The sequence below is a fragment of the Streptomyces sp. NPDC102437 genome, assembly GCF_044765565.1.
In the GTDB taxonomy this organism is placed as follows: Bacteria; Actinomycetota; Actinomycetes; order Streptomycetales; family Streptomycetaceae; genus Streptomyces.
The window spans coordinates 1-12,605 of the sequence record NZ_JBIWKI010000050.1; the positions used below are offsets into that span (position 1 = coordinate 1).

General features: G+C 68.4%; 12 protein-coding genes and 3 pseudogenes. 5 read left to right on the forward strand and 10 right to left on the reverse strand.

The genetic code is table 11. The features are described 5' to 3' along the window. Positions 1-473: 473 nt before the first annotated feature. From ACIRJP_RS36150 to thyX, 3 genes are all read right to left on the reverse strand, one after another. Complete coding sequence (locus ACIRJP_RS36150; protein ID WP_404183834.1) at positions 474-2,159, reverse strand: ribonuclease J; 1,686 nt, start codon at positions 2,157-2,159, stop codon at positions 474-476. Between the two features lie 129 nt (positions 2,160-2,288). Then, complete coding sequence (gene dapA, locus ACIRJP_RS36155; RefSeq protein WP_351264891.1) at positions 2,289-3,188, reverse strand: 4-hydroxy-tetrahydrodipicolinate synthase; 900 nt, start codon at positions 3,186-3,188, stop codon at positions 2,289-2,291. 152 nt (positions 3,189-3,340) lie between these two features. Next, positions 3,341-4,078, reverse strand: a complete 738-nt coding sequence (thyX, locus tag ACIRJP_RS36160) for an FAD-dependent thymidylate synthase (RefSeq protein WP_404183837.1) — start codon at positions 4,076-4,078, stop codon at positions 3,341-3,343. 185 nt (positions 4,079-4,263) lie between these two features. Here thyX and ACIRJP_RS36165 point away from each other — a divergent pair, with 185 nt between their 5' ends. Together ACIRJP_RS36165 and ACIRJP_RS36170 are read left to right on the forward strand one after the other, a co-directional pair. Further along, positions 4,264-4,503 (forward strand): hypothetical protein, encoded by a 240-nt coding sequence (locus ACIRJP_RS36165; RefSeq protein WP_404183840.1) that lies wholly within the window; start codon positions 4,264-4,266, stop codon positions 4,501-4,503. Between the two features lie 94 nt (positions 4,504-4,597). After that, positions 4,598-5,149, forward strand: coding sequence for a hypothetical protein (locus tag ACIRJP_RS36170; RefSeq protein WP_404183843.1), 552 nt, complete (start codon positions 4,598-4,600; stop codon positions 5,147-5,149). A 40-nt stretch (positions 5,150-5,189) separates the two neighbouring features. Here ACIRJP_RS36170 and ACIRJP_RS36175 read toward each other — a convergent pair whose 3' ends face one another. The 7 genes and pseudogenes from ACIRJP_RS36175 to ACIRJP_RS36205 all read right to left on the reverse strand — a co-directional run. Next, positions 5,190-5,648, reverse strand: coding sequence for a tetratricopeptide repeat protein (locus ACIRJP_RS36175; RefSeq protein ID WP_266729353.1), 459 nt, complete (start codon positions 5,646-5,648; stop codon positions 5,190-5,192). A gap of 12 nt (positions 5,649-5,660) precedes the next feature. Then, the gene (gene dapB / locus ACIRJP_RS36180) at positions 5,661-6,413 is read right to left on the reverse strand and encodes a 4-hydroxy-tetrahydrodipicolinate reductase (protein ID WP_404183846.1); all 753 of its coding nucleotides are present in this window, start codon (positions 6,411-6,413) and stop codon (positions 5,661-5,663) included. 24 nt (positions 6,414-6,437) lie between these two features. Next, positions 6,438-7,817 carry a M16 family metallopeptidase gene (locus ACIRJP_RS36185; protein ID WP_404183849.1) on the reverse strand — a complete coding sequence of 460 codons (1,380 nt, stop codon included), beginning with the start codon at positions 7,815-7,817 and terminating at the stop codon, positions 6,438-6,440. Next, a complete protein-coding gene (locus tag ACIRJP_RS36190; RefSeq protein WP_404183852.1) occupies positions 7,814-10,027 on the reverse strand; it encodes a polyribonucleotide nucleotidyltransferase in 2,214 nt (737 codons plus the stop codon). Before ACIRJP_RS36190 ends, ACIRJP_RS36185 begins: the two co-directional genes overlap by 4 nt. A 333-nt stretch (positions 10,028-10,360) precedes the next feature. After that, a complete protein-coding gene (gene rpsO / locus ACIRJP_RS36195) occupies positions 10,361-10,651 on the reverse strand; it encodes a 30S ribosomal protein S15 (protein ID WP_003965855.1) in 291 nt (96 codons plus the stop codon). A gap of 188 nt (positions 10,652-10,839) precedes the next feature. After that, positions 10,840-10,998: a hypothetical protein gene (locus ACIRJP_RS36200; protein ID WP_404183906.1), complete on the reverse strand. Its 159-nt coding sequence runs from the start codon at positions 10,996-10,998 to the stop codon at positions 10,840-10,842. A gap of 2 nt (positions 10,999-11,000) precedes the next feature. Then, a pseudogene (locus ACIRJP_RS36205) lies at positions 11,001-11,587 on the reverse strand (type VII secretion integral membrane protein EccD); the annotation flags it as partial. An 8-nt stretch (positions 11,588-11,595) separates the two neighbouring features. On the opposite strand from ACIRJP_RS36205, the pseudogene ACIRJP_RS36210 reads away from it, so the two are divergent. The 3 genes and pseudogenes from ACIRJP_RS36210 to ACIRJP_RS36220 all read left to right on the forward strand — a co-directional run. Further along, a pseudogene (locus ACIRJP_RS36210) lies at positions 11,596-11,834 on the forward strand (type VII secretion protein EccE); the annotation flags it as partial. Positions 11,835-11,836: 2 nt separating this feature from the next. Then, positions 11,837-12,129: pseudogene (locus ACIRJP_RS36215) on the forward strand (hypothetical protein); the annotation flags it as partial. A 160-nt stretch (positions 12,130-12,289) separates the two neighbouring features. Further along, complete coding sequence (locus ACIRJP_RS36220) at positions 12,290-12,523, forward strand: DUF397 domain-containing protein (protein ID WP_266729370.1); 234 nt, start codon at positions 12,290-12,292, stop codon at positions 12,521-12,523. The last annotated feature ends 82 nt before the right edge of the window (positions 12,524-12,605 follow it).

Here is a 12,605-nt window from a genome sequence, read left to right on the forward strand (position 1 = left end):
GGGGTATCAACATATCTGGCGTTGACTTTTGGCACGCTGTTGAGTTCTCAAGGAACGGACGCTTCCTTCGTACTCACCCTCTCGGGCTTTCCTCCAGGCTTTTCCCTTCGGTCTTGCGTTTCCGACTCTATCAGACTCTTTCGTGTCCGATTCCCGGTCGAAGCGAGATCCTGCTTTTCGCCTTCCAGTTCTTCGCTTTCGCGTTTCCCTTTCCGGCGATTCCAACCTTACCAGACTCTTTTCCGTCCCGTTTCCGGTCCGAATTTGAATTCTGGTGACCTTTGGAGTGGCCTTACCTTTCGGCGCATCCGACTTTATCAGAAGTTCTGAGTCGGAATTCCCGCCCCATCCTGGGCGCTCAGCGCACACGAGTGTGCGCGGTGCTTCCCGGTCAGGCGGAGCCGTAAACGTACTGGAGCGGGGCGCCCCGATGCAAATCGGGGGCCCCGCTCCGGAGTTCGCGCCGGTCTGCGTCAGACCTCGACGACGACCGGAAGGATCATCGGGCGCCGGCGGTAGGTGTCGGAGACCCACTTGCCCACCGTGCGGCGAACGAGCTGCTGGACCTGGTGCGGTTCCAGCACGCCGTCCTGGGCGGACCTGTTGATCGCTTCCTCGATCTTCGGCACGACCGCGCTGAACGCCGAGTCGTCGATGCCTGAACCGCGGGCGTGGATGTCCGGTCCCCCCGTGATCTTGCCGGAGGTGCTGTCGACCACGATGAAGACGGAGATGATGCCCTCTTCGCCAAGGATCCGGCGGTCCTTGAGCGAGGTCTCGGTGACGTCGCCGACCGAGAGGCCGTCGACGTAGACGTAACCCGCCTGGACCTTGCCGACGATCTTGGCCCGGCCGTCGACGAGGTCGACGACGACGCCGTCCTCGGCGATGACGATGTGGTCCTTGGGCACTCCGGTGAGCGCGCCCAGTTCGGCGTTGGCCCTCAGGTGGCGCCATTCGCCGTGGACCGGCATCAGGTTCTTCGGCTTGCAGATGTTGTAGAAGTACAGCAGCTCGCCTGCCGAGGCGTGGCCCGAGACATGGACCTTCGCGTTGCCCTTGTGGACGACGTTGGCGCCCCAGCGGGTCAGGCCGTTGATCACGCGGTAGACCGCGTTCTCGTTGCCCGGGATCAGGGACGACGCAAGGATCACCGTGTCGCCGGGGACGATCCGGATCTGGTGGTCGCGGTTCGCCATCCGGGACAGGGCCGCCATCGGCTCGCCCTGGGAGCCCGTGCAGACCAGCACGACCTCGTCGTCCGGCAGGTCGTCGAGGGTCTTGACGTCCACGATCAGGCCGGCGGGGACCCTCAGGTAGCCGAGGTCGCGGGCGATGCCCATGTTGCGGACCATCGAGCGGCCGACGAAGGCGACCCTGCGGCCGTACTCGTGTGCCGCGTCGAGGATCTGCTGGATGCGGTGGACGTGGCTGGCGAAGCTCGCCACGATGATGCGCTTCTGGGCGTTGGCGAAGACCGTGCGCAGGACGTTGGAGATGTCCCGCTCGGGCGGTACGAAGCCCGGGACCTCGGCGTTCGTCGAGTCTGAGAGGAGGAGGTCGATGCCTTCCTCGCTCAGCCGGGCGAAGGCGTGCAGGTCGGTGAGCCGGCCGTCCAGCGGGAGCTGGTCCATCTTGAAGTCGCCGGTCGCGACGGCCATGCCCGCAGGGGTGCGGATGGCAACCGCGAGGGCGTCCGGGATCGAGTGGTTGACCGCGATGAACTCGCAGTCGAACACGCCGATGCGCTCGCGCTGGCCCTCCGCCACTTCGAGGGTGTACGGACGGATGCGGTGCTCCTGGAGCTTCGCCTCGATCAGCGCGAGGGTCAGCTTGGAGCCGATGAGGGGGATGTCCGGCTTCAGGCGCAGCAGATACGGGACACCACCGATGTGGTCCTCGTGGCCGTGCGTGAGGACGATGCCCTCGATGTCGTCGAGGCGGTCCCGGATCGTGGTGAAGTCCGGCAGGATCAGGTCGATTCCGGGCTGCTCCTCCTCGGGGAAGAGGACTCCGCAGTCGACGATGAGCAGGCGGCCGCCGTACTCGAAGACCGTCATGTTGCGGCCGATTTCGCCGAGGCCACCGAGCGGGGTGACCCGCAGGCCGCCCTTCGGGAGCTTCGGCGGGGTGCCGAGTTCGGGATGCGGATGACTCAAAAGACTCTCCTTACCACGCGCGCCACGTACCGCTTGGGCACGTGGCGCGCATGTCATTCGTGCACTTGCTGTTGTCTGTGTCTTGGCTCTTGCGAGTGTTCTTCGCGTATTCAGTTGTGAAGTCTGTGGTTACAGCTCTACCCCGCCGGCGGCGAGATCGATCTTGAGCTGGGCCGTTTCCTGCTCGGTGAGCTCCACCAGCGGTAGGCGCAGCGGGCCTGCGGGGAGGCCCTGGAGCGCCAGGGCGGCCTTGGTGGTGATCACACCCTGGGTGCGGAACATGCCGGTGAAGACCGGCAGGAGCTTCTGGTGGATCTCCGTGGCCTTCTGGACGTCGCCGCCGACGTGGGCCTCGATGAGGGCGCGCAGGTCGGGGGTGACCACGTGGCCGACGACGGAGACGAATCCGACGGCGCCGACCGAGAGCAGCGGGAGGTTGAGCATGTCGTCGCCGGAGTACCAGGCGAGACCGGAGCGGGCGATGGCCCAGCTCGCTCGGCCGAGGTCGCCCTTGGCGTCCTTGTTGGCGACGATGCGCGGATGCTCGGCCAGCCGTACCAGTGTCTCCGTGTCGATCGGCACACCGCTGCGGCCGGGGATGTCGTAGAGCATGACCGGCAGGCCGGTGGCATCGGCGATCGCCGTGAAGTGGCGGAAGAGGCCTTCCTGCGGCGGCTTGTTGTAGTACGGGGTCACGGCGAGGAGGCCGTGGGCGCCGGAGCGTTCGGCCGTACGGGCGAGCTCGATGCTGTGCCGGGTGTCATTTGTGCCGATGCCGGCGACGACGTGGGCCCGGTCTCCCACGGCTTCCAGTACCGCCCTGACGAGCTGGTCTTTCTCCGCGTCGCTGGTGGTCGGGGACTCGCCGGTGGTGCCGTTGACGACCAGGCCGTCATTGCCTGCGTCCACCAGATGGACGGCGAGCCGCTGGGCACCGTCGAGGTCGAGTGCGCCGTCCGCCGTGAAGGGCGTGACCATAGCGGTGAGGACCCGCCCGAAGGGGGTCTGCGGAGTGGAGATCGGAGCCATGGGTAACACGCTACTCGCTGCTCAGGACCCAATGCCCCCTCGGGGGGACAAGCGATAGGAGCCCGGCACTGCCTGCTCGGGGGTTCAAGCAGTGCCGGGTCCGTTTGATCAGCCTAGATGAACTTCACGAAACGCCGCAATACGGACACCGCTTACGGGGCCACGCGTCCGTTCTTGTTGAAGGCTGCATGGGTGAGCGGCATGAGACGGGCCCAGTGCTCCTCCATCTGCTGACCGACCATCTCGATCTCGCGCTGCGGGAAGGACGGCACCTTCGCCAGCTCGTGCTGGGTGCGCAGGCCGAGGAAGTGCATCAGCGAGCGGGCGTTGCACGTGGCGTACATCGAGGAGAAGAGACCGACGGGGAGCACGGCGCGGGCGACCTCTCGGGCCACTCCCGCGGCGAGCATCTCCTGGTACGCCTCGTACGCCTGGCGGTAGGAGTCCTCCATGACGCGGCCGGTGAGCTTCTGCTGGGCCTGGGTGCCCTCGACGAACTCGTACTTGCCGGGGCGGCCCTGCTGAACGAGCTTGCGGGAGGCGTCCGGGACGTAGAAGACCGGCTCCAGCTCCCGGTAGCGGCCCGATTCCTCGTTGTACGACCAGCCGACGCGGTGGCGCATGAACTCGCGGAACACGAAGATCGGGGCGCTGATGAAGAAGGTCATCGAGTTGTGCTCGAACGGGCTGCCGTGGCGGTCACGCATCAGGTAATTGATGAGCCCCTTGGAGCGCTCGGGGTCCTTGGTGACCTCCTCCAGGGACTGCTCGCCGGCCGTGGAGACACGGGCCGCGAACAGGACGTCGGAGTCGCCCGCGGCGTGTTTCACCAGCTCAACGGTGACATCGCTGCGGAAGCTGGGCTTTGCGGGCTCGGGGGTCTCGGTCACCGGCGGGGTCCTTCCAGTTGCGTCGCTCGGGCGGCGCCCACTCTACGGGCCACCACTGACAACCGGGCCGGAAGGGCCGTCCAGGGATTTCTTCGACGAATTCGGCGATTCGCGGCACCGATCGGGCCTGCCGAGCGTCTGACTCAATAGCAGCATCCGTAACAGAGTTCAAGGAGACCTTCCTCATGTTCCGCCGGCGTGAATCCGTCCCGTTCTCGTTCGTGGCCGAGAGCGACCGATTCCGCAGTAACGTCACTCCCCCGCCCCGGGAGCGCGCCACCGTCTCCCAGCTGGCCAGCCGTTCCCTCGTGGGGCTGACCGTGGTCGGCGGCCTCGTCGGGGCGCTGATTCTCGGCCTGCCCGCGCTGAGCCCCGCCCAGAGCGCCTCGCACGCCGAGCAGACCGAGGCCGTCCACGGGCACTGACTCGTACGGCCCCCCTGGGGTGGTCGGGTCGGCGGCCTCCTCGGTAGCCTCACCGGGCACAGCAATCGAGCGTGTTTGTGAGTGAGGATCAGTCGTGCCCCTGCCCTTCCTGACGGCCGACCACGCGTTTGACGCCAGCGCCGAGGACATCGCGCTGCCGTTCGACGACCACGACAGTTGGCGGCGACCGTACCGCCCCGGCCCCTGGCGGGTCGGGGCGGCGGCGTTCCTGCTGCTGTTGGCGTCCTTCGTCCTGCTCGCGGGAATGATCATCGCGTTCGCCGGGGCGTTGCCGGGCGCGGCGGTATGTCTGGGACTCGCCCTCGCGATCATCTTCTGTGCGCTGCGGCTGCTGCGGGTCGGTGCGTGGGTCAGCCGGCACGGCGTGCGCCGGGTGGCCTTCTTCACCAGCGTCACCGTGCCGTGGAACCGGGTCGCTGCCATCCGTACTGTGCAACAGCCGGTGAGGTGGCTCGGGTTCCCGCGCACGGTCCAGGGGCAGGCGCTGATCCTCGTACGTCAGGGGGGCGAGCCGATTCCGCCGCTGCTCACCGACAACAACGCCGACTTCCTGACGCGGAGCGAGGCGTTCGACCGCGCCGCCGACACGGTGGAGGCGTGGGGGGACGAGTACCGGCGGGTCTGAGGTCTCCGGACAGTTCGGCGGGACGCCCGTCCCAGCCCCTTCAGGGGGTGCTGGGACGGGCGTCCTTCATGTGCAGGGCGATGGCGCGCTGCATGGCCTTGCGCGCCCTGGGGGTGTCCCTGGCGTCCTGGTAGGCGACGGCGAGGCGGAACCAGCAGCGCCAGTCGTCCGGGGAGTCCTCGGTCTCCTCGCGGCGGCGAGCGAACACCGCGTCCGCCGAGTCGCGGTCGATACGGCCGGACGGGGTGCGGACCAGTTCGTCGACCGGCAGGCCGCCCTCCGCGTCGAGCTCCGCGGCCAGCGCGTTCGCCCGCGACACGAACTGGGTGTTCTTCCAGAGGAACCAGATGCCGATCACCGGCAGGATCAGCACCGCGACCCCGAAGGCGACCGTCAGCAGCGTGCCGTGCCGGATGAGCAGCACGCCACGGCTGCCGACCAGGGCGAAGTAGAAGACCAGGACGGCAGCGGTGACGAAGTAAGTGATCTTTGCGCGCATGGCAGGGCTCAGTCAGTTCAGGTCGAGGAAGTGTTCCAGGCCGAACGTGAGGCCGGGAGTGGTCACCACGCGGCGCACGCCGAGCAGGATGCCCGGCATGAAGCTGCTGTGGTGCAGGGAGTCATGGCGGATGGTGAGCGTCTCGCCCTCGCCACCGAGCAGCACTTCCTGGTGTGCGAGGAGGCCGCGGAGCCGGATCGCGTGGACCGGGACCCCGTCGACGTCCGCGCCGCGGGCGCCGTCCAGGGCCGTGGCGGTGGCGTCCGGCTGCGGGGCGCAGCCGGCCTTGCGGCGGGCGTCGGCGATCAGCTGGGCGGTGCGGGTGGCGGTGCCCGAGGGGGCGTCGGCCTTGTTGGGGTGGTGCAGCTCGACGACCTCGACGGACTCGAAGTAGCGGGCGGCCTGCTCCGCGAACTTCATCGTGAGGACGGCGCCGATGGAGAAGTTCGGCGCGATGAGCACACCGGTCTCCGGGGAGCCGGCCAGCCAGGTGTTCAGCTGCGCGAGCCGTTCGTCGGTCCAGCCGGTCGTACCGACGACGGCGTGGATGCCGTGCCGGACGCAGAAGTCGAGGTTGTCCATCACCGACGCGGGGGTGGTGAGTTCGACGACGGCCTGGGCACCGGATTCCGTGAGGGTCTCCAGCTTGTCGCCACGGCCCAGCGCGGCCACCAGCTCCATGTCGTCGGCGGCCTCGACGGCTCGTACCGCCTCGGATCCGATACGGCCCTTGGCGCCGAGAACGGCCACGCGCAGCTTGCTCATTGCTCTGGTTCCTTAACGGTGGGGTTAGGAGACCGCTTCTTCGAGGCGGTCGGCCTGCTTGTCCTTGAGCGGGCCGATGACGGAGAGGGAGGGGCGGTGTCCGAGGACCTCGCCCGCGACCGCGCGCACGTCGTCGGGGGTGACCTGTGCCATCCGGGCCAGCATGTCGTCGACCGACATCTGGTCGCCCCAGCACAGTTCGCTCTTGCCGATGCGGTTCATCAGCGCGCCGGTGTCCTCCAGGCCGAGGACGGTGGAGCCGGAGAGCTGCCCGATGGCGCGGCCGATCTCCTCGTCGGTCAGTCCTTCGGACGCCACCCGGTCGAGTTCGTCCCGGCAGAGCTTGAGGACGTCGTGGACCTGGCTGGGCCGGCAGCCCGCATACACCCCGAAGAGTCCGCAGTCGGCGAAGCCCGAGGTGTACGAGTACACGCTGTAGGCGAGACCTCGCTTCTCCCGTACCTCCTGGAAGAGGCGTGAGCTCATGCCGCCGCCGAGGGCCGCGTTGAGGACGCCCAGCGCCCAGCGGCGGTCGTCGGTGCGGGCCAGGCCGGGCACGCCGAGGACGACGTGGGCCTGCTCGGTCTTGCGGTTCAGCAGCTCGACCCGGCCTGCGGTGCGCAGGGTGCGGGCGCCCTCGCGCGGGGCGACCGGGACGGCGTCAGTACGGGACAGGGCGCCCGCCCGCTCGAACGCCTTGCGGACCTGGCGTACCACCGTGGCGTGGTCGATGTTGCCCGCGGCGGCGACGACCAGGTGCGTGGGGTCGTAGTGCTTCTTGTAGAAGCGGGCGATCCGGCCGCGGTCGAGCGCGTTGATGGTGTCGACGGTTCCGAGGACCGGGCGCCCGAGGGGGGTGTCGCCGAGCATGGTGTGCGCGAACAGGTCGTGCACGCAGTCGCCCGGATCGTCCTCGGTCATCGCGATCTCTTCGAGGATGACGCCGCGCTCGGCGTCGACGTCCTCGGCGGTGATCAGCGAGCCGGTCAGCATGTCGCAGACGATGTCGATGGCCAGCGGCAGGTCGGTGTCGAGTACCCGCGCGTAATAGCAGGTGTACTCCTTCGCCGTGAAGGCGTTCATCTCGCCGCCGACCGCGTCGATCGCGGCGGAGATGTCCAGGGCACTGCGCTTGGCGGTGCCCTTGAAGAGGAGGTGTTCGAGGTAGTGCGTCGCGCCGTTCAGGGTGGGGGTCTCGTCGCGTGATCCGACGTTGGCCCAGATACCGAAGGTGGCGGAGCGTACGGAGGGCAGGGTCTCGGTGACCACCCGAAGACCGCCGGGCAGCACGGTGCGGCGGACCGTACCGATGCCGTTGGTGCCCTTGAGAAGCGTTTGGGTACGGGCGACGGCCCGCGCCTTGGAGGAGGCGCGGGCCGTCGTCACGGAACTACGGGACGTCACTTGGCGGCGTCGTCCTTCTTCTCGTCCTCTTCACCCTCGATGACCGGGATCAGGGAGAGCTTGCCACGGGAGTCGATCTCGGCGATCTCGACCTGGACCTTGGTGCCGACACCGAGCACGTCCTCGACGTTCTCCACGCGCTTGCCACCGGCGAGCTTGCGGATCTGCGAGATGTGCAGCAGACCGTCCTTGCCCGGCATGAGGGAGACGAAGGCACCGAAGGTGGTGGTCTTGACGACCGTACCCAGGTAGCGCTCGCCGACCTCGGGCATGGTCGGGTTGGCGATCGAGTTGATCGTGGCGCGGGCGGCCTCGGCGGCCGGTCCGTCGGCGGCACCGATGTAGATGGTGCCGTCGTCCTCGATCGTGATGTCGGCGCCGGTGTCCTCCTGGATCTGGTTGATCATCTTGCCCTTGGGGCCGATGACCTCACCGATCTTGTCCACCGGGATCTTGACGGTGATGATCCGCGGGGCGTTCGGGGACATCTCGTCCGGGACGTCGATGGCCTCGTTCATCACGTCGAGGATGTGGAGGCGGGCGTCGCGGGCCTGCTTCAGCGCGGCGGCCAGGACCGAGGCGGGGATGCCGTCGAGCTTGGTGTCGAGCTGGAGCGCGGTGACGAACTGCTTCGTACCGGCGACCTTGAAGTCCATGTCGCCGAAGGCGTCCTCCGCACCGAGGATGTCGGTGAGGGCGACGTAGTGGGTCTTGCCGTCGATCTCCTGGGAGATCAGGCCCATGGCGATACCGGCGACGGCGGCCTTGAGCGGCACACCGGCGTTCAGCAGCGACATGGTGGAGGCGCAGACCGAACCCATGGACGTCGAGCCGTTGGAGCCCAGCGCCTCGGAGACCTGGCGGATCGCGTAGGGGAACTCCTCGCGCGTCGGCAGCACCGGCACGATGGCGCGCTCGGCGAGCGCGCCGTGGCCGATCTCGCGGCGCTTGGGCGAGCCCACGCGGCCGGTCTCACCGACGGAGTACGGCGGGAAGTTGTAGTTGTGCATGTAGCGCTTGCGGGTCACCGGGGAGAGGGTGTCCAGCTGCTGTTCCATGCGGAGCATGTTGAGGGTGGTGACGCCCAGGATCTGGGTCTCGCCACGCTCGAACAGCGCCGAGCCGTGCACCCGCGGGATGGCCTCGACCTCGGCGGCGAGCGTACGGATGTCCGTGACGCCGCGGCCGTCGATGCGAACCTTGTCCTTGATGACGCGCTCGCGGACCAGCTTCTTGGTCAGCGCGCGGTACGCGGCGGAGATCTCCTTCTCGCGGCCCTCGAAGGCCGGGAGGAGCTTCTCGGCGGCGATCTCCTTGACGCGGTCCAGCTCGGTCTCGCGGTCCTGCTTGCCGGCGATGGTGAGCGCCTGGGCCAGCTCGGACGTCACGGCGGCGGCGAGCGCCTCGAAGACGTCGTCCTGGTAGTCCAGGAAGACCGGGAAGTCACCGGTGGGCTTGGCGGCCTTGGCGGCGAGGTCCGACTGGGCCTTGCAGAGGACCTTGATGAAGGGCTTCGCGGCTTCCAGACCGGCGGCGACGACCTCCTCGGTGGGGGCCTCGGCGCCGTCCTTGACGAGCTGGATGGTCTTCTCGGTGGCCTCGGCCTCGACCATCATGATCGCGACGTCGCCGTCCTCCAGGACGCGACCGGCGACGACCATGTCGAAGACGGCGTCCTCGAGCTCGGTGTGCGTCGGGAAGGCGACCCACTGGCCCTTGATCAGGGCGACACGGGTGCCGCCGACCGGGCCGGAGAAGGGCAGGCCGGCCAGCTGCGTGGAGCAGGAGGCGGCGTTGATCGCGACCACGTCGTACAGGTGGTCGGGGTTGAGCGCCATGATCGTCTCGACGATCTGGATCTCGTTGCGCAGGCCCTTCTTGAAGGAGGGGCGCAGCGGGCGGTCGATCAGGCGGCAGGTGAGGATCGCATCCTCGGAGGGCCGGCCCTCACGACGGAAGAAGGAGCCGGGGATCTTGCCGGCGGCGTACTGCCGCTCCTCGACGTCCACCGTGAGGGGGAAGAAGTCGAGCTGGTCCTTCGGCTTCTTGGAAGCGGTGGTGGCCGACAGCACCATGGTGTCGTCGTCCAGGTACGCGACGGCGGAGCCGGCGGCCTGCTTGGCCAGGCGGCCCGTCTCGAAGCGGATGGTGCGGGTGCCGAAGGTTCCGTTGTCGATAACGGCCTCGGCGTAGTGGGTCTCGTTCTCCACTAGCGTTTTCTCCGATACATATCGTCTTCTCGCCCCCACGCCCGTGTGGCGGGGGACGGTAGCGGAGAAGCCCTCCATCGGCGGGCCGGTCTTCGATCGAAGCACCCGGGTCGATGAGTCCGGGGGCCACTACCGAGGACCGGCGGCGGGGAGGTCTGCTTCTCGCTCGTCTGCGGTCGTTCTCCGACCAGGTTACTGAGATTCGGTTCTGCTTGGCATTTCCGGCCGTGCGGGCGAACCGTCACGTCCGGTGGCTGCCCACATACGCATAATCGTACGTACAGCAAAGGGAGCGGCCCCCTCAGTGGTGGGAACCGCTCCCTTCACGGCGAACTACTTGGCGCCGCCGGCCGCACCGCGGCGGATGCCGAGGCGGTCGACCAGGGCACGGAAGCGCTGGATGTCCTTCTTGGCCAGGTACTGAAGGAGGCGGCGACGCTGGCCGACCAGGATCAGCAGACCACGACGGGAGTGGTGGTCGTGCTTGTGCGTCTTGAGGTGCTCCGTCAGGTCCGAGATCCGGCGGGAGAGCATCGCGACCTGGACCTCGGGGGATCCGGTGTCACCCTCCTTCTGGGCGAACTCGGACATGATCTGCTTCTTCGTAGCGGCGTCGAGCGGCACGCGTACTCCTCTTGATGTTCGATGCGCCCACGAGTGCCCCTGGTCTTGATCGCAGGGGAGCTTCCATGACTCGGAGGCGAAGGTCCGATGAGCGCAGATCCCAGGATGATCCGGGAGCGCGTACACAAACGGCCGTCACACAGCGTACCAGTCCGGCGCAGCCGGGTCGGCCGCGCCGGATGCCCGGGTCAGCTGATGAGAGCGCGGATCGACTGGTGGGGGTCGAGAACGGCGAGGCAGACGGGGATCGGGGTCGGGAGCACACACGCTTCGGCGATCTCCAGGAAGCGTCCCCGGAACGGGGACACTCCCTTGCACGGCACGACCAGACCGATGGCGGTGAGCAGTCGGCGAAACGGGTGGAGAGGCCGGGCAGGAAGGCGAGGACGCCCACAAAGAGCGGCGCGCGCATCGCCGCGGTCCCGGCGGGCTCCAGGCCGGCGGGGATCGCGACGAAGGTCACCAGTACGCCGAGGGCTGCGGCGAACACGAACACGACGAAGATTCCGTCCCCGCCGGAGCGACGATCATGAGGATCGCCGCGACCACCGGCACGGCGGCGCAGGCGAGCAGGAACTGGCCCCTGCCGATGCCCTGCCCCTCGCTGAGCGACAGCGGCCCGGCGCCGGAGACATCGGCGTTCGCGAGCGTGCCGCTGCCCAGCGCCGTGGACGATCCCCGGTCGTCGTGGACGCGGGCACGAACGCAGGCGAGCGCGCGGGCGAGGGCGAGTACAGCGACGATCGCGGCGAGGACGCCCGGCAGCCCGTGCACGTCGTGCCGGGGGCCGGAGTGCCACAGCACGAAACCGAGCAGGACCAGCAGGAGCTCCCCCGCGACGAGCCCGGCACCGCCCATGAGGCTGTCGCCCCAGAGGGTGCGGTCACGGGCGACGGCGGTGGCGACCGCGTCATAGACGTCGTCGAAGACGGTGACCCGGCAGGAGCCGGCCCATGCTCTCGGCCCGCGCCGGATGCCCGGACGCCTCGGCGCAGCGGCGGACGGCGGAGACGACGAGGGTCTGGCGGTGCGACGACCGTTGGCACACCGCCCATGCGGTGGACCGCTGGCCCGAGTTGGGCCGGGGGCGCCCCCTCTTCCGCACCTCGTCTCGCTGCTGACCTCGGTTCCCGCGTATGCGACGAGCTTCAGCCTGACGGTGCGACACCGTGCGCGTCAGGGCAAGCGGTGGAGCCCGGGCGTGCCCAGGCGTGGACGACCCTGGCGCAGGCCGCGGGTGCCGGTCTCGAATGCGTCGCCTTCCATGACGTGGGCAGGGTTTTGCCGACCGGAGCGACAGTGGGCAGCCCGGTGGTGGTGGTGCGGGGCGGCAGGATGCGCCCGCCCAGTGGCCGGGTGGTGTCCTCGCCCTGGCGGACGGTGTCACGCTCTGGGTGGCGGGCGGCGAGCGCCACTGGGTGATGACGAGTGCGACGGACATGGAGACCGGGCTGCTCGGCACCGCTCGCCGGATGGACTGGCCGGGACCGACCGGGAACTGGACTGGCCGCAACTGGGCTGGCTGGGGACTGGGCTGGACTGACCGGATGGGCTGAACTCTTCTGTTCGCGACCCTGGACCTGCGGCTTCCGGAAGGATGGCGGGGGAACGACACCGCTCGATCGAAGGGACGCCGACATGGGCACCCAGCAGGAAAAGGAAGAGCTCTACGCTCTCGACATCTCGGACGTGACGTGGCTGAGCGCACCGGGGACCGAGAACGTCGAGGAACGGGTCGAGATCGCGCATCTGCCGGGCGGTGCGGTCGCCATGCGCTCGTCGTTGGACCCGGAGACCGTGCTGCGGTACACGGAGGCCGAGTGGCGTGCCTTCGTACTGGGTGCACGGGACGGTGAGTTCGACCTCACGTAGGCACGGGCCGGGTGGGGAGGTGGCCGCCTCGTGAGGGCGGCCTCTCCTCATCACGGCTGGATATGTCGCGAATCAACGGCTT